This is a genomic window from Sulfitobacter aestuariivivens (genome assembly GCF_014763045.1).
GTDB lineage: Bacteria > Pseudomonadota > Alphaproteobacteria > Rhodobacterales > Rhodobacteraceae > Sulfitobacter > Sulfitobacter aestuariivivens.
Genome location: NZ_JACTAG010000001.1, coordinates 346,709 through 368,053 on the forward strand (window position 1 = coordinate 346,709; position 21,345 = coordinate 368,053).

At 58.6% G+C, this 21,345-nt stretch carries 15 protein-coding genes, 1 tRNA gene and 1 pseudogene; 7 read left to right on the forward strand and 10 right to left on the reverse strand.

Going from position 1 to position 21,345, the window contains the following annotated elements; translation table 11 throughout:
- Positions 1–1,293: 1,293 nt before the first annotated feature.
- Positions 1,294–2,745 (reverse strand): ShlB/FhaC/HecB family hemolysin secretion/activation protein, encoded by a 1,452-nt coding sequence (locus H9Q16_RS01625; RefSeq protein WP_191073634.1) that lies wholly within the window; start codon positions 2,743–2,745, stop codon positions 1,294–1,296.
- A 261-nt stretch (positions 2,746–3,006) separates the two neighbouring features.
- A pseudogene (locus tag H9Q16_RS01630) lies at positions 3,007–4,033 on the reverse strand (IS3 family transposase); the annotation flags it as partial.
- 192 nt (positions 4,034–4,225) lie between these two features.
- Between H9Q16_RS01630 and H9Q16_RS01635 the strand changes: the two are divergent.
- A tRNA-Gly gene (locus H9Q16_RS01635) sits at positions 4,226–4,299 on the forward strand.
- 359 nt (positions 4,300–4,658) lie between these two features.
- The gene (locus tag H9Q16_RS01640) at positions 4,659–6,461 is read left to right on the forward strand and encodes an ABC transporter transmembrane domain-containing protein (RefSeq protein ID WP_191073635.1); all 1,803 of its coding nucleotides are present in this window, start codon (positions 4,659–4,661) and stop codon (positions 6,459–6,461) included.
- 30 nt (positions 6,462–6,491) lie between these two features.
- On the opposite strand, the gene H9Q16_RS01645 is transcribed toward H9Q16_RS01640, so the two are convergent.
- On the reverse strand, positions 6,492–7,376 hold the full coding sequence (locus tag H9Q16_RS01645; RefSeq protein ID WP_191073636.1) for a LysR substrate-binding domain-containing protein: 885 nt from the start codon (positions 7,374–7,376) through the stop codon (positions 6,492–6,494).
- A gap of 106 nt (positions 7,377–7,482) precedes the next feature.
- On the opposite strand from H9Q16_RS01645, the gene H9Q16_RS01650 reads away from it, so the two are divergent.
- From H9Q16_RS01650 to H9Q16_RS01665, 4 genes are all read left to right on the forward strand, one after another.
- A complete protein-coding gene (locus H9Q16_RS01650; RefSeq protein ID WP_191073637.1) occupies positions 7,483–7,707 on the forward strand; it encodes a hypothetical protein in 225 nt (74 codons plus the stop codon).
- A 126-nt stretch (positions 7,708–7,833) separates the two neighbouring features.
- On the forward strand, positions 7,834–8,265 hold the full coding sequence (gene lysM / locus H9Q16_RS01655) for a peptidoglycan-binding protein LysM (RefSeq protein ID WP_191073638.1): 432 nt from the start codon (positions 7,834–7,836) through the stop codon (positions 8,263–8,265).
- Between the two features lie 183 nt (positions 8,266–8,448).
- The gene (locus tag H9Q16_RS01660; protein WP_191073639.1) at positions 8,449–10,314 is read left to right on the forward strand and encodes an acyl-CoA synthetase; all 1,866 of its coding nucleotides are present in this window, start codon (positions 8,449–8,451) and stop codon (positions 10,312–10,314) included.
- Positions 10,311–11,249 (forward strand): alpha/beta hydrolase, encoded by a 939-nt coding sequence (locus H9Q16_RS01665; RefSeq protein WP_246455421.1) that lies wholly within the window; start codon positions 10,311–10,313, stop codon positions 11,247–11,249. The genes H9Q16_RS01660 and H9Q16_RS01665 overlap by 4 nt, the downstream gene beginning before the upstream one ends.
- Positions 11,250–11,270: 21 nt before the next feature.
- Here H9Q16_RS01665 and H9Q16_RS01670 read toward each other — a convergent pair whose 3' ends face one another.
- On the reverse strand, positions 11,271–12,107 hold the full coding sequence (locus tag H9Q16_RS01670) for an alkaline phosphatase family protein (RefSeq protein ID WP_191073640.1): 837 nt from the start codon (positions 12,105–12,107) through the stop codon (positions 11,271–11,273).
- Positions 12,108–12,163: 56 nt separating this feature from the next.
- Positions 12,164–13,120, reverse strand: a complete 957-nt coding sequence (locus tag H9Q16_RS01675) for an NAD(P)H-binding protein (protein WP_216859277.1) — start codon at positions 13,118–13,120, stop codon at positions 12,164–12,166.
- A 147-nt stretch (positions 13,121–13,267) separates the two neighbouring features.
- On the opposite strand from H9Q16_RS01675, the gene H9Q16_RS01680 reads away from it, so the two are divergent.
- The gene (locus H9Q16_RS01680) at positions 13,268–13,771 is read left to right on the forward strand and encodes a thioredoxin domain-containing protein (protein ID WP_191073641.1); all 504 of its coding nucleotides are present in this window, start codon (positions 13,268–13,270) and stop codon (positions 13,769–13,771) included.
- Between the two features lie 117 nt (positions 13,772–13,888).
- Here the strand turns inward: H9Q16_RS01680 and H9Q16_RS01685 are convergent, their stop codons facing one another.
- From H9Q16_RS01685 to H9Q16_RS01705, 5 genes are all read right to left on the reverse strand, one after another.
- Positions 13,889–15,529 (reverse strand): ABC transporter ATP-binding protein, encoded by a 1,641-nt coding sequence (locus H9Q16_RS01685; protein ID WP_191073642.1) that lies wholly within the window; start codon positions 15,527–15,529, stop codon positions 13,889–13,891.
- Between the two features lie 70 nt (positions 15,530–15,599).
- On the reverse strand, positions 15,600–16,415 hold the full coding sequence (locus tag H9Q16_RS01690) for an ABC transporter permease (protein WP_191073643.1): 816 nt from the start codon (positions 16,413–16,415) through the stop codon (positions 15,600–15,602).
- Positions 16,412–17,431 (reverse strand): ABC transporter permease subunit, encoded by a 1,020-nt coding sequence (locus H9Q16_RS01695; protein ID WP_191073644.1) that lies wholly within the window; start codon positions 17,429–17,431, stop codon positions 16,412–16,414. The genes H9Q16_RS01690 and H9Q16_RS01695 overlap by 4 nt, the downstream gene beginning before the upstream one ends.
- 10 nt (positions 17,432–17,441) lie before the next feature.
- A complete protein-coding gene (locus H9Q16_RS01700; protein ID WP_191073645.1) occupies positions 17,442–19,049 on the reverse strand; it encodes an ABC transporter substrate-binding protein in 1,608 nt (535 codons plus the stop codon).
- A 118-nt stretch (positions 19,050–19,167) separates the two neighbouring features.
- Positions 19,168–21,162 (reverse strand): CocE/NonD family hydrolase, encoded by a 1,995-nt coding sequence (locus H9Q16_RS01705; protein ID WP_191073646.1) that lies wholly within the window; start codon positions 21,160–21,162, stop codon positions 19,168–19,170.
- Positions 21,163–21,345 lie beyond the last annotated feature (183 nt).

The following is a 21,345-nucleotide window of genomic DNA, read 5'->3' on the forward strand; positions in this document are numbered from 1 at the left end:
GCGCCCAAGCACGTCAACCGATCCCACATGGCGTAGCGCACCCGATGAAACGACTTTTCCATTCCGCACAGATTTGCGCTTACCGTGACCGCTTGCCAAACAGTTCCAGGTTTCCCCGTCTGCTTTGCCTCGGAACGCCGGAGGATTATGCGCGGGTTGGCGTCCTGGCGTTGCGGTGATCAACTCGCGTCCGATGCCGTCTGGCCTCGGTTTCGGCCTATGCACGATCTTGGGCACTGCGGTCGGGACCATTTGAGGAATCGTTTGCGGTCTGGCTTGGGGCCGCGCGTTCGGAACGATTTGTGGGATCATCAGCGGAACGGATACGGGTACAGTGACCTTGGCAGGCACAGTCTGTGGCACGTTCGGTAAGACAGGTTGCCCGGTTTGAACTGTACCGGAAGGAACACTCACGGTTTGACCGAGGGGCAAGGGAACGCGGTTGGGCACCACTGGTTTTGGTCTGGGAAGTACAAGAACCGTTTGCGGAACTTGGCCTGGCACTCTCCCTGGCACCGCGACTGGGACTTGACCAGGGCCCGGCTGCGGCACCTGGTTCGGTACGGCCAGCGGCGTCGGAACCTGACTCGGGATCGGCTGCGGCACCTGGTTAGGCACGGCCAGCGGCGTCGGAACCTGACTCGGGATCGGCTGCGGCACTTGGTTAGGCACGGCCAAAGGGGTCGGAACCTGACCCGGGATCGGCTGCGGCACCTGGTTCGGTACGGCCAGCGGCGTCGGAACCCGACCCGGGATCGGCTGCGGCACCTGGTTAGGCACGGCCAGCGGCGTCGGAACCTGACTCGGGATCGGCTGCGGCACTTGGTTAGGCACGGCCAAAGGGGTCGGAACCTGACCCGGGATCGGCTGCGGCACCTGGTTCGGTACGGCCAGCGGCGTCGGAACCCGACCCGGGATCGGCTGCGGCACTTGGTTAGGCACGGCCAGAGGGGTCGGAACCTGCCCCGGAATGGCCTGTGGGACCTGATTGGGCACAGCAATCGGTACTTGGCCGGGAACAGCATTCGGAGCAATCGACGGCACGAGAACAGGCGCTACCGAAGGCGTCGGAACGCTTCCTTCTGTGGTAGGTAAGGGGTTCGCTGTGGGAACTTCGCTTGGAGACATAGTTGGCCCTGGGGTGTTTGCTGACCCTCCGCTCGAACCACCACATTGTGTGCTGGCGTGTGGGTTCCCTCGGCCATTGCACCATCCGTAATGACTGCCAGCCGCGATCGCGGTAGTTCCGCAGGACAATCCGATAAGAAATGTGACAGCGGCCAAATGTTTCACTTACCAGCTCCTTGTCAGACCAATATAGAGAGATGGGTCGTGTTCATTCGTCGTTGGACCATCAGTCAGAGGTACGGCTACATGCGTGGTCGCGAACAAATTGTTGGTAAAGTGCGTATCTAGGCCGACACCCAGAGATGCGAACGTGTCATCCCCGTCATCGCTATTTCTTACCACGTATCCCACATCCGCAAATATGAAGGGACGCATGCGTTCGACAGCAGCCGAATTCGGAAATAAGTCTCGTCCGATTGAGACGGTCGCTGAAAGGCCACTGTCGCCCTGCGCTTCCGCAAAGCGATATCCCCGCTCATCAAAGCGTCCGCCGATGTAGAACTGTTCCGCTGAGGGGAGTTCATTGTTGGTCACCTGCCCCCAGAATTCGGCATGCAGATAACTGTGTTCACCCAGCCAATTATTCGGAACGTTGACCCCGGCACCAAAACGCAGATGCGTGAAGCTTTCATCACCATCGGTGAATCCATCCAAATCGGATGCGCGCGCTCCGTAGGTCAATGACGCCGCATATTCCCATGCGGCCCCATTTTCGAACGCTTTACCGTAAATCCATGTTGCCGAAATTGCATTGATCTCACTGTCGAATTCCTCTCCAGCGACATCAATCTCTGTGCTGGAATGGCGAAATTCTAACAACCCGTAGCCATAAGTATCGATGTCCCGGAGCACGGGGTATCCCAATGCGAAGATCGCAGTTCGCCCGGCGATATCTGTTTCCTGCAAGGCACCATCAACATCACGGCGCGCCCCGACGTTGCCGAGATATGTCTCTGCATAGGCCCCACTACCACCCAAAGGTAGGCGGTATCGTAGTGCCCCAAACAATGTATCATCACCTGAAAAGTCACTCGTCCCGGAGAGTTCGATCCCCAAAAGGTCGCCGGGTGTGAACGCACTCAGGAAGGTTTGGCCGAAAGTTAAGGTCGCTTCGTTGCCAAGTTCGCGCGCCGGATGGTCCAGCGTGATGAAACCGCTGGACCTCTGTTCATCGATCGCAACAACGCGAAGCTCTGCAGGACCATTCGGATCAGGATAAGCGACCTCTGCTGTAACAGAAACGGACCCAATGTCATCAGAAAGCATCAAAGCCCGCTCGAAATCAGTGAGTGTCGTTGGCCGTGTCTCAAGGAGAGGTTGCATATACCGCATTATCAGCGATGCCGCATCAGCGTCAGAGCCCTCAATAACAACGCTGCCAATGGAGCCCTCATCGACGAACAAGGATGTCCCATTGGGCTCCAGGAAAACTTCGGCAAGAAAATACCCATCTTCGCGATAAATGACCTCAATCACGTCGATCAACGTGGATACATCAACCACGCCGTACCGCGAAAGTGAAACCTGTGTGGCGAACTCAAGAAGCGCTTGCGGATCATACGCCGTCACACCGTCCAGCGAAACGGACCGCGACTGCGCACCAGCTGACGTGGACATCGCGCCGATGAAAACGGCCAATAAAATGCGAGCAAGCATTGGAGCACTTTCTTTCTACAGCTTTAGGGTGAGTAATACATACTCTTTCAGCACCCGACCAGACTTGCATAAATGGCACATGCGAAACGATCCGCCTGACGTATTTTGGTAACGGTCCGACCTTGATGGCGGGTCGCAAGATCCTCCAACAATTCTTGTGTATCTAAGACTGTCCCAGATGGATTGGACCTGTCCCGCTTTTGTGCCGCCCCAAGTGCTCGTTTAGGCCACTTTCCGTTCGAAGGCGACCGGGCTTTTCCATCCCAAGGCTGAATGCCGTCTTCGTGGATTATGGAAGCCGTTGATGTACTGGAAGATCGCCGCTTCGGCCTGCCGTCTGGTTTCCCACGAACGCCGCCAGATCAATTCTACTTTGATCGTTTTGAAGAAGGTTTCGACGGCGGAGTTGTCGTAGCAATTTCCTTTGCCAGACATCGATACTTTGAAGCCGTGCTGGCGCAGGATTTTTTTATAGTCATGCGAACAGTATTGCGACCCACGATCTGTGTGTTGAATGCAGCCTTTGGGCGGTTGCCGCAGTGCCACAGCCATCTTCAATGCCCGGATCGCCAGGTCACGCTTCATCCTGTTGCTGACCGCCCAGCCGATCACGCGGCGAGAATGAAGGTCAAGGATCACTGCCAGATACAGCCACCCTTCTCGGGTCCAGACATAGCTGATGTCGCCTGCCCATTTCTGATTGGGGCCATCAGCATAGAAGTCTCGGTTCAGCAGGTTCGGCGCGATGTTGAAGGCATTGTTGCTGTCCGTCGTGACCTTGTACTTCTTCGACCGCTCAACGCGGATGCCATTCTCACGCATCAGCCGACCGACACGACGATGCCCCACGCTCAGGCCTAGCTCCTTCAGTTCTTCGGTCATCCTTGGACGACCGTAGCTGCCTAGACTGAGACGAGATTGTTCCTTGATATGCGCCAAGACAACCATGTCAGTCCGTTGCCTTTGGCTGGCCGGGCGACTGCGATATGCGCATAGGCCGCGTTCGCTGACATCCAGCAAGACACACATCCGATTGGCGCAAAACGCATCGCGGTGTTCTTCAATGAACTTAAACCTCATGGTTTTTGGCCCGCGAAGAACTGCGTTGCTTTTTTAAGATCTCCCTCTCCTCCTTGAGAATGCAGTTCTCGCGTCGAAGCCGTTCATTCTCGCGGGCAAGGTCGAGGTCCTTATCAGACACGACATCCGTGTCACGATGTGCCGTCACCCATTTGTTCAGCGTCGACAGGTCATTGTCGACCAATGTCCGTTTTGACCTTGCAATTGAGCTCATGTGGCACTCGCAGAGAAGTTCCGCTTTCCGCCCTTGTTACAATTTCCCGACTACGACGGATGCGCAGCAAAGATCGCTATTTCTTGGTGTTATTGGCTGGTTCGCTTGACGCTGCTACAGCCATCAAATACTACCAGATTCTGTCGAGCGGGCGTTGTGTAATGGTAAGACCCTTGCCTTCCAAGCAAGAGATGCGGGTTCGATTCCCGCCGCCCGCTCCAGAAATTCTCCACCGACACACCACCTACAAAATGGATTGTGTAGTTGGCATAAGCAATATGCTAACATGAGGTTATATTCATTTTAAAGCATTGCCTTCCAAGCTGATGACGCGGGTTCGATTCCCGCCGCCCGCTCCAGGAACCCATTTTCCCGCCCGTTGGTGAAAATGGCTCGGATGGAGCCAGGTAAATCGTGAGCAGCGCTGCTTTATTGCGGATGTGTGGGTTTTCGCGCCAAGCGTGAGGTGCGGGCTCGGCCCTAGCCGTCTGCGACACGTATACTTAAACCCTGACACTCTGCCGCCTTGACCCCGCGGCGCGTGCGGTCCATCACACGGGCGATCAGACAAGGACACGCCATGGCGCAGGCTCCAACACCGGCAAATGCAGCATCCGAAGAGCGCGAAAAGTCACGCGAGATCCGTGCATTGCGCGCGCTGTTGCCATTCATGTTTCCCTATCGTGGTCTGATGGCCGCAGCCGTTCTGGCGCTGGTCATGACGGCCGTGATCTCGCTCACGTTGCCGCTGGCGGTACGGCGGGTGATCGATAATTTTGGGACAAAAGATGTCGGGCTGCTGGATCTGTATTTCATGGCCGCCTTGGGTATTGCGGCGCTTTTGGCCATTGGTACCGGCTTGCGGTACGCGCTGGTAACCCGGTTGGGGGAGCAGGTCGTGGCGGATATCCGCAAGGCGGTCTTTGACCGTGTGATCGGGATGAGCCCGGCCTTTTATGAAAAGATCATGACCGGCGAAGTCCTAAGCCGGATCACGACGGACACCACTTTGATCCTCAGCGTGATCGGATCATCGGTGTCCATTGCGCTGCGGAACGTGCTGATCTTTGCGGGCGGGCTGGTGCTGATGATGCTGACCTCGGCCAAGCTCACTGGGCTGGTGCTGCTTATTGTACCTGCGGTGGTCATCCCGATCTTAACACTGGGTCGCCGTTTGCGGGTGATTTCGCGCGAAAACCAAGACTGGATCGCGGCCAGTTCCGGCAACGCTTCGGAAAGTCTGAGCGCGGTACAAACCGTTCAGGCCTTTACCCATGAAATTGCCAGCCGGGGGCAGTTTGCGCAGATGACTGAGGCGTCCCTTGACGCGGCCCGCCGCCGTATCTTTACCCGAGCGTTGATGACGGTGATCGTGATCTTTCTGGTGTTTTCCGGTGTTGTCGGCGTTCTGTGGATCGGTGCACGCGACGTGCGGGCAGGGGACATGAGCGCCGGCGCGTTGGTTCAGTTTGTGATCTATGCCGTCATGGTCGCCGGTGCCGTCGCAGCCCTGTCGGAAATCTGGAGCGAATTGCAGCGCGCTGCGGGAGCCACCGAACGTTTGGTGGAGCTTTTGCAGTCCAGGGACAGCGTCCAGGATCCTGATACCGGCGCCCCTTTGCCCGATCCTGTTACGGGCCGTATCACCTTTGAGGATGTACATTTTTCCTATCCCGCGCGCCCCGACATGCCCGCGCTTGCCGGTGTGGACCTAGAAATCAGGCCGGGCGAAACAGTTGCCTTTGTCGGGCCCTCAGGGGCCGGCAAAACGACGATCATCCAGCTGATCCTGCGCTTCTACGACCCTTCGGCGGGACGTATCATGCTTGATGGTATGGATCTGCGCGACATGGCCCGAAATGCGTTTCGCAAGGCCATCGCGCTTGTCCCGCAGGACCCGGTGATCTTTGCCGCTTCCGCATCGGAAAACATCCGCTTTGGCCGCCCCGACGCCACCGACGCCGAAGTGCAGGCCGCAGCCCGCGCGGCTGCGGCGCATGACTTTATCACTGCATTGCCGGAAGGATATGACAGCTATCTTGGCGAACGTGGCGTGATGTTGTCAGGCGGGCAAAAACAACGCATCGCCATCGCCCGCGCAATCTTGCGCGATGCCCCCGTGCTGCTGCTGGACGAAGCGACCAGCGCACTGGACGCAGAAAGCGAACGTGCGGTTCAGCAGGCGGTGGATCAGCTTAGCGCAGACCGCACGACACTGATCGTCGCGCACCGTCTGGCGACGGTCAAAAAGGCGGATCGGATCGTGGTGTTGGAGGCCGGACAGGTTGTGGCCGTTGGCACCCATGATGCACTCGTGGCCAAGGGCGGGCTTTATGCGCGGCTGGCACGGCTTCAGTTCACGGATGGGATCGCGGCAGAGTGAGCGGTTCACTTTGGTTCCTCGTCGCCGCGCTCAATTGACAGTCGGTTGGCTCTCATCCAGTAGCCACTGCCGCACGGCCCGCACAGATTTGCGCCGCCGCGCCTGGCTGTTTATGGCCAGATAATACCCGCCATAGCGGATCGAGACAGGGGACAGGGGAACAAGCGCACCTGATTGGACTTCCGGCTCACAGAGGTGCTTGTCCATCAGCACGGCCCCAAGGCCGGAAACCGCGGACTGAATGGCAAGCAGCGCAGTGAGCGGATGGGGCAGATCAAGGGGACCAACGGAAGCTAGGCCCGTCCGCGCGAACCACTCCGGCCAAAGGCGAAATGTCGCATCTTGAATCAAGGGCCCCTCAGCCAAGGCACGCAGATCCACCTGACCGTCAATCATTGTAATGAACCCCGGTGCGGCAAACGCCTGAACGGTCGAGGGGAACAGCAGATCATGATCCTGCGGCGGCTCCGTCCGCAAATATCTGATTCCGATGTCAAATTCATGGGCCTCGACGTCCATGACCTGCGGGTTCACCGAAAGCTTGAGGTCGATGTTCTCGTGTGCCTGCTTGAGTCTGGCCAATCGCGGGACCAGCCACTTCTGCGCGAGCGTGCTCTCTGTGGTCAGGGTTACTGTGCCCTTGGACGGCGCGGCAAGCGCCTCAGTCGCCAGTGCAATCCCGTCAAAAAGCGGCGTGATCTCTGCCAGATACCTCTGGCCCACCTCGGTCAACTCAACGCCTGTGTTTTTGGTTCTGAAGAACAGCACATCCAAGCGTTTTTCCAATCCACGCACATGCCGCGATATGGCCGAATGGGACACATTCAACTCTTCTGCCGCCTTTGAGAAGCTGCCAAGCCGGCCAGCGGCCTCAAAGGCGCGCAGCGCATTCAGCGGGGGAAGGGTACGTGGCATGCCCCTTTGTGACTTTTTGGAACAATTGATGTCAAGGAACGGCGTTTGATGCAGATCGGGGCCAGGGCCACGTTGTGTGCAAGGAAGCCATCAAAGGAAAGATTACATGCACACCTCAAGAAAGACCGCTTTTACGGCTATCGGGGGCCTGACACACCGGGGCAAGACAGTTCTGGCCCGAGGTGCCTCTAAATGTCGCGACTTGGTTCGGCTGTCATTCCAGCAAGAGGCAGACCTTGATCGGCTGAGCGAAAGACTGCAACGCGATGCGGGGCTGGATGCGCAAAATCTTGAGATGTCTCGCATTAGCCGCGCGCCACTCATTCGCTGACGACAAAGACTGCCGGCCATCGGCGCAGGGTAAGAATTTAAAGGGGAATTGTCGCGGGATTGTAGCCTTGTGGGGGAACGAAAGACTCTTCAGATCGTTGTTCTCTTAACCTTAAGGAGGTCAATCATGGGTTTGTGGAGTTTCGTAAAAGACGCCGGCAAGAAAGTCTTCGGTGGCGGTGGTGACGATGAAGTATCGGGCGGCGCGCTGAAAGACGAATTGAAAGAACTCGGACTTGATTCCGACGATATCCAAATTTCTGTCGAAGGGGACAAGGTTAAGGTATCGGGAAAGGCTGCAAGCCAAGAGGCCAAGGAGAAAGTGATACTCGCGGTGGGTAACGTTGAAGGCGTCGCCGAAGTCGAGGACGATGTTGAGGGTGGCGAGGGTGAGCCGGTTTTCCATACGGTGGAAAGCGGTGATACCTTGTGGGCCGTGGCGGAAAAGGCTCTTGGCAACGGCGCGCGCTACACAGAGATTTTTGAGGCCAACAAGCCGATGCTCAGCGACCCTGACAAGATTTATCCCGGTCAGGTTCTGCGGATCCCAACCGCCTGAAACAACATCCACGGGAGAACTGGGTGGGGCGCTTGCGGAGGCATGCGCCCCGTTTTATTTGGCGGCCCGATTTGACGCCACGTCGCTCCGCCCCATGTTTCCTTGTGTATTGCGACATTACAACGCATGCTTAACGGCACTTAAAACATCGCTGGTCAAACCGGCGCTCATGGGAGGATGAAGATGGCGTACAGTGGGCTCGCTGACAAGCTGGCGATTGAGAATGAAAAACCGTGGGCGGACAGAGATGTCCCTGTCACGTTATATGGCCAGCTAAGCCAGACTGCAGGCAAGTTTCCTGACTACAAGGCGATGAGTTTTCAGTTGTTGTCGGGTGCGACAGACAAGGCCGAAACACTGAGCTGGAAGGATCTGCACGGCAAGGTATCTCAGGCGGCAAACCTGTTCCGCTCTTTGGGTATCGGGCCCACCGATGTTGTGGCCTATGTGCTGCCCAACTGTAACGAGACACTGCTGACGCTGTTGGGCGGAGCCGTTGCCGGCATTTCCAACCCGATCAACCCGCTGCTGGAACCCGAGCAAATCGGTTCGATCCTGCGCGAGACCGGTGCGTCTGTGGTTGTCACACTGCGCCCCTTCCCAAAGACGGATGTGGCGGAAAAAACCGCTGCCGCGGTCAAGCTCGCGCCCGGCGTCCATACCGTTCTTGAGGTTGATCTTGTCCGCTACCTGACGCCGCCAAAATCATGGATCGTGCCCTTCATCAGGCCCAAGAACAATACGCAAAATCAAGCCAAATACCTGAATTTTAACGCGGAACTGGCCAAGCATAACACCACGCTCGACTTCGAAGACGTGCAGGAAGACCGCGTTGGCTTCTATTTCCACACCGGCGGCACCACGGGCATGCCAAAGGTGGCACAACACACATATGGCGGCTCAATCTACAATGGTTGGGTCGGCACAACGACGCTTCTCAGCGAAGACGACGTGCTGCTGTGCCCCTTGCCGCTCTTTCACGTGATGGCCTGTCAGGTGATGGTCATGGGGGCGTTGGCCTCTGGTGCCCATGTCGTATTCCCGACGCCGCAAGGCTACCGCGGCGAAGGCGTTTTTGACAACATCTGGAAGCTGGTGGAGCGGTGGAAAGTGACCTTTGTGGTCTCTGTGCCGACGGCGCTGGCCGCAACTATGCAGGTGCCGGTGAATGCCGATATCTCGTCGGTCAAGACGGCGTTCTCTGGATCCGCGCCACTTCCGCTCGAGCTGTTCAAGCGGTTTGAAGACAAGACCGGCATGACCATCGTCGAAGGTTACGGCATGACCGAGGCAACTTGCCTTGTTTCCGGCAACCCGATTGATGGTGAAAAGAAGGTCGGTTCGATCGGTATTCCGTTCCCCTACACAGACATCAAGATCATCAAGAACGGTGAAGAAGCCGGGGTTGATGAGATTGGCGAGATTTGTGTGTCCAACCCGGGTGTATATGTCGGCAATACCTATACAGAAGCAGAAAAGAACGCGAACCTTTACCACGATGGAAAGTATCTGCGCACAGGTGATCTGGGCCGGGTCGACGCCGACGGTTACATGTGGATTACGGGCCGCTCCAAAGACCTGATCATTCGCGGCGGTCACAACATTGACCCCGCCGAAATCGAAGAGGCGCTTTTGGGGCATGAGGCCGTGGGCTTTGCCGGGGCCATTGGCCAGCCCGATGCCCATGCAGGTGAATTGCCCTGTGTGTACGTCGAACTGGTGGAAGGTGCATCAGCAACCCCCGAAGAGTTGATGGCGTTCTGCAAGGAGAAAGTGACGGAACGTGCCGCACATCCCAAGCATGTCACGATCATGGACGAACTGCCCAAGACGGCTGTCGGCAAGATATTCAAGCCCGATCTGCGCAAACAGGCCATCACTCGGATCTTCAACGCCGACCTGGAGACCAAGGGCCATGCCGCCCGCGTAACCAACGTGATCGACGACAAAAAGCGCGGTCTGGTGGCACAGGTGACCATGAACGGGTCCAGCAAGGCGGATGTTGACGGCGCACTTGGATCCTACACTCAACCTTGGGAAGAAGCTTGAGCGCACCGGACTACCGCACTCTCATAGATGCTGACATGTGGGCGTTCATCGACAAGGTGAACGCCCTCTATCCGCCTGGTGCGGTCGACTTTTCCATCGAAGAACAGCGTGCGCTTTACAACGACGTGTGTCGGGTCTTCTATCAGGGTCGACCCGCGGGTGTGTCCAGCTGGGATGAAGATCACGGCGGTGTCCCTTGCCGCCGTTACGAGCTGTGCGAAAGCGACGTGACCCTCATTTATCTGCATGGCGGTGGCAACGTTGTCGGCGATTTGGACTCGCACGATGATGTCTGCGCAGAAATCTGTGACCGCACCGGATACCGCGTCATTGCGGTGGACTACGGGCTTGCACCAGAGGTGGTTTACCCGGGCTGCTTCAATGATGGCTGGTCGGCGTTTACAGCCGTGGCAGAGGCCTTTGACGGTCACTTGATGTTGGCAGGTGACAGCGCTGGCGGCACCCTGGCAGCCGCAATTGTCCACCACGCACGCAGACGGGTCGCGGGCCGCATTATCGGTCAGATCCTGATTTATCCAAGTCTGGGCGGCGACATGACGCGCGGCAGCTTTGTCCGGTATGCCAACGCGCCACATCTTACCACCCAGGACGTGATCTATTTCATCGACCAGCGTTTGGGCGGGGCGGAACCGCCCAAGGGTGACGGGTGCTTTGCGCCGCTGCAGGACGCGGAATTCTCTGGTTTGCCCCCGACAGTCTGCATCTCCGCGCAATGCGATCCTCTGGCGGGTGAGGGGGAAACCTACTGCGACAAACTCCGCGCAGCCGGTGGGCGTGCAGAATGGATCAATGTGCCTGGCATGGTGCACGGATGCCTGCGCGCGAGGGGCATATCTCCGGCCGCTGCGGGGTTCTTTGACACGGTGGTTGAGGCGATAGATGCGCTCGGACAGGGCAGGTGGCCCTATCAGTAGGATCCGGGGCAGGCGGTTACTCTAGCTCAGAAAGCTATCGGCCTTCATCGAACCGGCGATCGGTGCGCCAAGCCTGTTGAGGATCGTCGGGGCCAGCTGCAACTGATCAATGACCACGTCTTCCGCTGGTCCCTCTGCAGGCCCGAAGTAGTAGAGGGCTGCCTCCTGCTGCAGCGCGCCGCGTCCGCCGTGATGACCGCGCTCGTCCTGCCCGTGATCCGCTGTCACGATCACTTCATAGCCCGCCGCAAGCCACTTAGGAATAAAGGGGGCCAGCATCTCGTCCATGACGGCACAGGCGTGGTCCATTTCCTGACAATCATGAAAGAACCGATGGCCCATGCTGTCGAGCGTACAGGTGTGCAACATTCCGTAGTTCAGCCCGAACCGCTGGCACAGGTTTGTCAGCGTGCCGAAAAGATCAACATCAGAGGGGGTCATCTGGTTGATCATCCCGTAGCCCGTCATCGTATGAAAGCGGCCATGATTGATAGTGTCACTGTCTGGCTCATCATATTCGATATCGCGGACATAATCGAAAGGATGGCGGTTGAAAAATTCAGACCAGAAGGAATGTGCGACCGCGCCCGTGACCCCACCGCCTGCTCGGACCTGGGCAAAGACATCCTTTTCCTTCAGGCGAAAGACGTTGCCATTGCCCGTGCAGCCATGCACCGCCGGTGAGACACCAGTATGGATCGATGCATAACATGAGGCCGAGATGGATGGCAGCACCGCGCGCAGTTTCCAAACCCGCGCATCGCCGCTGTCTACCCAGCCTTCCAGATTGCCGAAAAGCCTGCGCCAGTTGCGCCACGGCACTCCATCAAGAATGATCAGCAGCAGTTTTCGATTCATGAGCGTTGTCCTTTTATTGAGAGCACGCTGTGACAGGACAGGTGATTTTGCAAGTCTTAGAAAACCGCGTGATCGCCGCGCTCTGGGGTTGCCGTGCCGTTGATCAGACTTTCGTAATGATCAAACAGCCGATCGCTGCCAAATTCAGGTGTGGCGTCCGCGTCGTAGCGGCGTGATTCCGGGTCCCAGACCAGCATGGATTCCGTCGCGTAATACTTGCCGATCTGCGCCAATGCGGCCTTGGCGCGCAGCGGCGGGAGGATCCGGCCCCCGACACGCAGGGCGCTTTCGATCCCCGAAAGCAGGCCTATCGGCACATGCCGGAATTTCTGAGGCTGACCGGTGAGCTCAAACAACCGGTTGCCCATGTCCAACGGTGTCAGGGCCGGGCCGGGCCCGCCGATGGGCAGGGTGCGGCTCTGCCGGGTGGTATCTTGCAGGCAGGACACCAGATAAGCGGCGAGGTCACGGTCAGAAATCGGTTTACAGGCCGTCAGCTTTCCGTCCTCAAACACTACATAGGGCCGACCGGCCTGTACGCGGCCAACCTGCCCGGAAAGCGATTTGAAAAGGGCTGTAGGGCGCACGATAGTATGGGTCAGGGAAGACGCGGCGAGCGCGGCCTCAAAAGCCAGTTTGGCGTGCTGAAAGGCAAGCCGCGGTTTTTGTACGCAAATCGCAGACAGCAGAACGAAGTTTTCAACACCGGCTGCTTCGGATGCCCCCAGAATGGTGACGTGCGCATCGTAATCGATGGCCCAGGCATCCTGCGGAACGCCGGTGCGGGACGCAAGGCACGACAATACGCCACGCACGCGATGGGCGATCATGGCCTTGGTTGCAGCCGCCCGGTCGGTGATGTCCAGCGCCACGAACCGCACGCCCGGGACGGCAGGATCGCGTCGGCCTGCCGCAATCACCGGGTAGCCTTCATCGCGCAGCCGAAGAGCTGCGGCTCGGCCCGCCGTTCCGGTCCCCCCCAGTAGCATGATGGTGTCATTTGTGGTGTGCATTTGCGTCCTTCATTCCCCCCACTATAGCCTCAGCCAGTGGCCGTGCGAAACCACTGTCATCGCGGGTTTGTGAGAGGCGCGTGACGAACTGTCATGAGGTCATGCTGCGATCCCGGGTTAAGGTGGCGCAATTGCAAGGAGAGGCAGATGGCCCGGAAAACGAGCAAACGCAAATCGGCGCAGGCCGCGCAAGTCTCACGGGCGGTGGGATGGTCTCGGCGCGATATGCTGCGGATGGGACGCAATGGGGCAATCGCAACGGTGCTGCTTGCCGGTGCGGGCTATGCCGGAAGCCGCTGGTTCGCGGCCTATCAGCATGAGCATGACCTTGCGCGCATCGGTCAGGGCAAACCTGCGGTTGTGCAGGTACATGACCCACTGTGCCCCACATGCACCGCGCTGCAGCGCGAAACCAAAAAGGCAATGAAGCGATTTGGCGAATGTGATCTGCTTTATCTTGTGGCCGATATCCGGCAGGATACCGGTGCCGCCTTTGCCGCCGTTCATAATGTCCCGCATGTGACACTCGTCCTGCTGGATGGGGCCGGAGAGGTCACGCAGGTGTTGCAGGGAATGCGCTATCATGACGAGATAGAACCCATTCTCGCGGGTCATTTTGCAGCCCATGGGAACGGCGCGCAGCGCTCCTGAGCCTGAGGGCTCAGATCGCCCCGCCCGCCGTCCCGATTGCGCCACGCCAATGACCGGTGTGTCTGCACCCGGCGCGCCGAGGTATTTTCAAAAGGGTGAATAGGATGTGGAGGCGCCCTAGTTGCCAGCGCTTTCCATTTTGCGGTGTTCCAGCACCTCTTCGAGCCATCCAAGCTTCATTTCCGGCACCGAGCTCAGCAAAAGATCCGTGTAGTCGTCGAATGGCGGCGACAGGACCTGCGATTTCGGGCCGTAACGGACAACCTCGCCCTGAAACATGACCGCAATGCTATCTGCGATCGCTTTCACAGTGGCCAGATCGTGGGTGATGAACAGATAGGCTACATCTTCGATCTTTTGCAGTTCCAGCAGGAGCTTGAGAATGCCATCGGCCACCAGCGGGTCAAGAGCTGAGGTGACTTCGTCGCAGATGATCATCTTGGGCTTGGCAGCCAGCGCCCGGGCGATACACACGCGTTGTTTCTGCCCGCCGGACAGTTCCGCCGGATAGCGGTCCTGAAACCCGTCACCCAGTTCGATTTCATCGAGCAGTTCCTGAATGCGTTTTTGTTTTTCAGCGCCCTTCAGCCCGAAATAAAATTCGAGAGGCCGTCCGATGATGGTCCCAACCGTCTGCCGGGGGTTCATCGCGGTGTCCGCCATCTGATAGATCATCTGCAGCTCGCGCAGGTCTTCAAGCGGGCGTGTTGGCTGGTCAGGTGTCAGCGTGCGACCGTCAAACGTGATCTGGCCCGCCGAAGGCGGCAGCAGACCCGTGATGACGCGTGCCAGCGTTGATTTGCCCGAGCCGGATTCGCCAACGACGGCGAGGGTCTGGCCGCGGTACATCTCAACGCTGATATCCTTGAGAACATCAAAGTCTGTGCCCTTGTAGCGCGCCGTGATGTTTTCGACCTTGAGAATGGGCGTATCGCCCGGCTGCTTTTCTTCGTGCCGGATGGATCTTACCGACACCAGCGCCTTAGTATAGTCCTCTTGCGGGTCGTTGATGATCTGATCAACGGTGCCGTATTCCACCATCTCGCCCATTCTGAGGACCATGATGTGGTCTGATACCTGTGCCACGACTGCAAGATCGTGCGTAATATAGAGGGCGGCGACACCCGTGTCGCGGATGGCGTCCTTGATCGCTGCCAGCACGTCGATCTGGGTCGTCACGTCAAGCGCCGTGGTCGGTTCGTCAAAGACCACGAGGTCGGGTTCCGGGCATAGCGCCAGTGCGGTCATGCAGCGTTGCAGCTGACCGCCGGAAACCTGATGCGGATACCGCGAGCCAATATTTTCCGGGTCCGGAAGGCCCAGTTTGCGGAAAAGTTCGACGGCGCGGGCTTCGGCGTCTGATTTGTTGAATTTCTTTTGCAGCACGGCGGCTTCGATCACTTGTTCCATGATCTTCTTGGCCGGGTTGAAGGACGCGGCAGCCGATTGCGATACATAGGTCACTTCCGCGCCGCGCAGACGGCGCACGTCGCGCACGCCCGTCTGGAGAATGTCGCGGCCGTTTACATGGACTTCGCCACCAGTCAGTTCCACGCCGCCGCGACCATAGGCCATGGCCGCAAGGCCGATGGTTGATTTTCCGGCCCCGGATTCACCGATCAGGCCCAGAACCTTGCCTGGGGCGAGATCGAAGTCCACGCCGTGCACGATTTCGATGTCTTTGGGGCGTTCGCCGGGGGGGTAAATCGTGGCACCAATCTTGAGGCCGCGGACTTTGAGAAGGGGGGTGTCGGTCATCTCGGGCTCCGGTGCCCGGATGCGGGCGTTGGATGTGCATATTTTTGGAACATTGAAAGGCGCGTGTGCATCATCCCCGGCCGCCTTTCAGCGATGTGGTGCGGTTGAGGATCCAGTCGGCCACGAGATTGATGGAGATACACAAGGTGGCGATGGCGTAGGCCGGATAGAGGGCCGCCTGGATGCCGTAGTTGATCCCTTCCTTGTTCTCTTTCACGATACCGCCCCAGTCTGCTTGCGGGGGTTGGACGCCCAGGCCCAGGAACGAGAGGGTGGAGATGAAAAGCACCATGAAGATAAAGCGCAGTCCGACCTCGGCCACCAATGGGCTGAGCGCGTTGGGCAGGATCTCACGGAAGATGATCCAAGCCGTTTTCTCACCGCGCAGGCGGGCGGCTTCGACATAGTCCATTACCGTGATGTCCACTGCCACCGCGCGTGAGAGGCGGTAGACACGGGTAGAATCCAGCAGGCCCATAAGAATTATCAGCGTAATCATGTTCGTCGGCATCACCGAGAGGACCACGAGGGCGAAGATAAGCGAAGGGATCGACATGATGAGATCTACGAACCGGCTGAGCACCTGATCTACCCAGCCCCCGGAGACGGCTGCAAAAAAGCCAAGGACCGCGCCGGTCACAAAGCTGAGGGCCGTGGCGGCGGTAGCGATGAAGATTGTCGTGCGGCCGCCGTAGATGAGACGGGTCAGCAGGTCGCGGCCAATACTGTCGGTGCCCAGAAGATGCTCTGACGACGAGGGTTCCCACACATCGCCGACAACTTCGGCCATGCCGTAGGGGGCGATGAGGGGTGCGAAGATCGCGGCGAGAAAATAGATGCCCGTAAAAAACAGGCCAATCATGGCTGAGATGGGTATGTTCTTCATTTGGGATGCCTCAACCGCGGATTGGCCAAGATTGAGACGACGTCGGCAATCAGGTTCAGGCCGATGTAGACCGCCGCAAATATCAAACCGCAGGCCTGCACAACGGGCACGTCTCGTTTGCTGACGTGGTCCACAAGGTACTGCCCCATGCCTGGATAGGCAAAGACGACCTCGACCACCACAACGCCCACGACCAGATAGGCCATGTTGATCATCACCACGTTGACGATAGGCGCGATGGCGTTCGGGAAGGCGTGTTTGCGGATGATCTTGAGCATCGCCATGCCCTTGAGCTCTGCGGTTTCAATATAGGCGGACTGCATCACATTGAGGATCGCAGCGCGCGTCATACGCATCATATGCGCCAGCACCACCAGCGTCAGTACCATGATCGGGATGGTTATCGACTTGATCTTGTCGATCAGGCTCATGGAGTCGTTGATCAGCGCGACGGACGAGAACCGGAAGTTCGAAAGCAGCCATTGCTGCATCGGGTCGCCCAGGAATTCGGCGGCATTGATCCAAGCGGGCAACTGGATGGCCAGCACGAAAATCAGGATATAGCCGATCATAAATTCAGGGATCGAAATGGTTGTGAGGGTCACGGCCGAGATCAGCTTGTCCGGCCAGCGGTTCTTGTAGCGGACCGCGACAAGCCCCAGTGTGATGGCCAGCGGGACCGAGATCACGGCCGCCCAGAAGGCCAGGAACAGCGTGTTCTTCAGGCGCGTGCCGACACTATCGGCAATGTCGCGGCCATTCGTAAGTGCGGTGCCAAGGTCACCTTGCAGGAACCCACCAAGCCATTGGAAATAACGGGTCACAGGCGGGTCGTTCAGACCCAGCTCTGCACGGAGGTTGGCCAGCGACTCAGGCGTGGCCGACTGGCCAAGGATCTGCTGTGCCACGTCCCCGGGCAGCATCATCGTGCCCGCGAAGATCAGTATGGAGGCTGCAAAGAGCAGCAGGATGCCCAGCGCAATGCGCTGGGCAACCAGTTTGATGACGGGATGCACGCGCTACCCCTTAGGCCGCTTTCCAAGTCTTCTTGAAGGCGTACCAGTTCATCTGCGGGCCATTGGGATCGCCTTCAAAGCCAAGAACGTCATTCGACACAGCGTCGATGAAGTCATTGAACATCGGCAGGATCAGGCCGCCTTCTTCACGGAGCATGCGGCCCATCTTGGAGTAGATCTCCTTGCGCTTGGCCTCGTCCAGCTCGGCGCGTGCCTCCAGCAGCATCGCGTCGAACTCGTCGCGCTTCCAGCGGGTATCGTTCCAGTCGGCGGTGGACAGATACGCGGTGGCGTACATCTGATCCTGAACCGGACGACCGCCCCAGTAAGAGCAGCAGAAGGGCTGCACGTTCCACACTTCGGACCAATAACCGTCGTTGGGCTCACGCTTGACTTCCAGCGGGATACCCGCCGCCTGGCAGGACTGCTGGAAAAGCGCGGCAGCATCGACCGCACCGGGGAAGGCACCATCCGCAGTACGCAGAATGATGGGGCTGCCATCATGGCCGGATTTCTTGTAATGCTCGGCCGCTTTCTCAAGCGAGAATTCGCGCTGCGGGATCGTGTCATCAAACAGCGGATAGGCCGCGTTGATGGGCATGTCATTGCCGACACCACCATAGCCCTGAAGGATCTTGTCCACCATTTCCTGGCGGTTCATGGCGTATTTCAGCGCAAGACGCAGGTCGTTGTTGTCAAACGGCGCCGTGTCGATATGCGCGATGAATACATAATGGCCCCGGCCTGAAACGTTCTGCACGCTCAGTGTTGGTGCGCGGTCAAGGAGCTTGGCGATCTTGGGTTCAACGCGGTTGATGGTGTCAACCTGACCGGACTGCAACGCCGCAGTACGTGCAGTGGCGTCGTTCAGAACGATCACTTCGACACGGTCATAGTGTGCGGTTTGGGTCTGGTCCCCGCCCCAATAGTCGTCGCGGCGCGTCGCCGTGGCGCGCACGCCGGGCTCGAAATCTTCCATGACGTAGGCACCGGTGCCAATCGCCGCCGCAGGATCGTCCATGCCGCCACCGGGCTGGATCATCAGGTGATAATCAGCCATCAGATAGGGCAGGTCAGCGTTGCCGGTTTCCAGTTCAACGACGAAGTTCATACCGTCGACGGACATCGCCTTGATGCCCTTCATGATGCCAAGCGCACCGGATTTGGAATCTTCGTTCGAGTGCCGCTCCATTGTTTGCATCACGTCTTCGGCGGTCACGGCATTGCCGTTTGAGAACATGCAGTTCTCACGGATCTTGAAGGTCCAGGTGGAGGCATCGGCGGAGCCTTCCCAGCTTTCGGCGACCAGACCGGTGAGCGAGCCGTCGGCCTCAACCTCGACCAGGGTTTCGCCCCAGAGCTGACCGATGGCAATCGGCACGTCGGAAGCCCATGTCGCGGGGTCTTGCGTATTGGTGGATTCACCGCCCTGCACACCCATGCGGAAGGTGCCGCCAGCTACGGGTGTCGCGTGGCCATCGGCCTGCGCCTGCTTGGCCAGCATGGAATTGGCAACCGCAGCCGTCACGCCGAGTGCCGCCGCGCGCGCAACGAATTCACGGCGGGTCATGTTGCCCGCGGCAACCTCACCTGTGAGGTGCTTCAAGTCGTTCTTCATCTAGGTTCTCCCAATTGGAATCATGCGCTTTTGCGCTTGTTTATTGATTGATGGGCCAAGTTTGCGCATCCCGCGCTATATCGCAAGTATTAATGCGCCCTTTTGTACGACGCCTGTGTCACGTTCCGAAACGCTCAATCCTGTCTTCAATCTCACGTTGGTAGATCAGCGCGTCGTTTTCGTAGGCTTCCAGTGTTGCGGTAAGGTGAAAATGTGTGGCGTCAGACCACATCTGGCTGCGGGTCTCGGTGCGTAGCCTGATGTCATCTCGCTCCAACTCATCGGTCCAGTGACAGATGCCGCGGGCGCTCAATGGATCGTCTGGACAAATGTCCCAGCGTTCGCGCGCGACAGAGCCGTTGATCAATCCGTGATCGCTGTCTCGGACCTTGCCAAAGTCATCCTCGATGATCAGCGATACCCTACCGGTTGCCATATCGACCTCTTGGCGGCGGACATGGATTTCATCGCGCAGCGTTTCGGTTTCCCACGCAGGCGCGGCATCGGGCGGTGGAAAGGATACCTCATCCCGCGTTCCCGAAGGACGTTGGGGCAGGGTGATCTGACCCTCCTGCAGGGTCAGGGTGGCTGCTGTCGGTGCGGGCCAGATCAGGGGCCAGTACGCCGTTGAAATTGCGATGCGCAGCCGGTGCCCCTTCGGCACACGGTAGGCAATGTGATCGAGGGCAAGTGCCACATCTGTCTGAGATCCTGCAACCATAGGTTCTGGCGCAGCGTGGTCTTTGCGGTGGCTCAGGTTGAGAACTCCGTAAGTGATCCGTGTGGATGCCCCATCCGGATGGATATGGTTCAGCCGAACGGCAATCTGTCCATGCGGCTGGTCACTGGTCACCTTGAGCGCGATACGCGGGGCCCCGACGATATCCATGTCCTGCGCCAATGGCCCGCTGTCAAAGCAGGCCGAAAGCGCATCGTCTTCCCGCTGATCCCCGGGCAGCTCCGGCCCCAACCAGATCGCGCAGTACTCACCACCTCCCGCACCGCAATGGGCGGGCGAGGCGACCGAGACAGCAAGCGGATCCTGCTGGGGATGCAACCCCTGATCCGTCAGATAAAGCGTCTCGAGATCCAGATGCGATGTGGCGCCGGTTTCTTCTGCAATCCAGAGTCCCGGCCGTTCCGCATACCACCGTTTCGGGCGCACACCGTCCATAAGGTATGCGCGATAGTCCGGATCGTCTTCAACACCGGTGTCGATGTCCTTGAGCCAGCGATCCCACCATCTGAGCGCCTCTTGCAAAAAGCCAATACGCGGCTCTGGCACGGCAAAATGCGGATACTTGTGCACCCACGGTCCCACAATCCCCTTGGCACCGGGCAGCGCCTCGACCAGTTGCGGCACCGCGTTTTTATAGGCATCGCCCCAGCCGCCGACGGCCAGCACCTTGGCCTTGATCGTGTCGTAGCTCTCGATGACAGAGCCGTGTTTCCAATAGGCGTCCCGGGTCTGATGGCGCAGCCAGACCGACGGCAGAAAGGGCTCATTCTCCAACCGATCGAGCCAGATCGCGCGCCAATCGTCACGCAGCGCCGGATCCGGCGCGCGGCTGGAGTAGGACCACATTGTCGCCCCCCAGCCAAGATTTTCGTTTAGCAGGCAACCGCCCTTGTAGTGAATGTCATCCGCATAGCGATCCACGGTAGAGCAAAGCGTCACCACCGCTTTCAACGCATCGGGAGCCATCGCGGCCACCTGCAATCCGTTAAAACCTCCCCAGCTGATCCCCATCATCCCGACGCGCCCGTTGCACCACGGCTGGGCCGCGAGGTGCGCGATGACTTCGACGGCATCGTCGAGCTCTTGTTGGGTGTATTCATCCTCCATCAGGCCGTGGCTATCCCCATTACCGCGCATGTCGACCCGCACGCAGGCATAGCCGCGCGCGGCAAACCACGGATGGGTCAGCGCATCACGGGCTGTTGTGCCGTCGCGCTTGCGGTAAGGCAGGTATTCCAGAATGACCGACACCGGGTCATCACCCGCGTCCTGTGGCATCCAGACCCGGGCCGACAACCGGCATCCGTCCGACATCACGATGCCCCTATCCGGGTCTTCGATCACGTCACGTAAGGTGTTGGAAGAAGTATGCATGTGCGGAACGTCCCGACCGCCAGAAGATTTGTCAACTGCTGTATCGCGGTCTGTGCGTCCGAAAGCGACCATTAGTCCTTTGAAATGAATCGCATAACCCCGGTCTGGCATCGACCAGCGGACCGGCACGCAACACATCTGCAGGTTTAGGGGAACGATAGAAATAAAAAGACTCTAGCCTTG

Bases quoted from the DNA above. Each gene is read 5' to 3' on its own strand.
- H9Q16_RS01705 (WP_191073646.1), bottom strand. From the start codon at position 21,162: ATGCATACTTCTTCCAACACCTTACGTGACGTGATCGAAGACCCGGAT.
- H9Q16_RS01645 (WP_191073636.1), bottom strand. From the start codon at position 7,376: ATGCCACGTACCCTTCCCCCGCTGAATGCGCTGCGCGCCTTTGAGGCC.
- H9Q16_RS01640 (WP_191073635.1), top strand. From the start codon at position 4,659: ATGGCGCAGGCTCCAACACCGGCAAATGCAGCATCCGAAGAGCGCGAA.
- H9Q16_RS01685 (WP_191073642.1), bottom strand. From the start codon at position 15,529: ATGACCGACACCCCCCTTCTCAAAGTCCGCGGCCTCAAGATTGGTGCC.
- H9Q16_RS01625 (WP_191073634.1), bottom strand. From the start codon at position 2,745: ATGTCCACGTCAGCTGGTGCGCAGTCGCGGTCCGTTTCGCTGGACGGT.
- H9Q16_RS01700 (WP_191073645.1), bottom strand. From the start codon at position 19,049: ATGAAGAACGACTTGAAGCACCTCACAGGTGAGGTTGCCGCGGGCAAC.
- H9Q16_RS01680 (WP_191073641.1), top strand. From the start codon at position 13,268: ATGGCCCGGAAAACGAGCAAACGCAAATCGGCGCAGGCCGCGCAAGTC.
- H9Q16_RS01650 (WP_191073637.1), top strand. From the start codon at position 7,483: ATGCACACCTCAAGAAAGACCGCTTTTACGGCTATCGGGGGCCTGACA.
- lysM (WP_191073638.1), top strand. From the start codon at position 7,834: ATGGGTTTGTGGAGTTTCGTAAAAGACGCCGGCAAGAAAGTCTTCGGT.
- H9Q16_RS01660 (WP_191073639.1), top strand. From the start codon at position 8,449: ATGGCGTACAGTGGGCTCGCTGACAAGCTGGCGATTGAGAATGAAAAA.
- H9Q16_RS01675 (WP_216859277.1), bottom strand. From the start codon at position 13,120: ATGCACACCACAAATGACACCATCATGCTACTGGGGGGGACCGGAACG.
- H9Q16_RS01690 (WP_191073643.1), bottom strand. From the start codon at position 16,415: ATGAAGAACATACCCATCTCAGCCATGATTGGCCTGTTTTTTACGGGC.
- H9Q16_RS01670 (WP_191073640.1), bottom strand. From the start codon at position 12,107: ATGAATCGAAAACTGCTGCTGATCATTCTTGATGGAGTGCCGTGGCGC.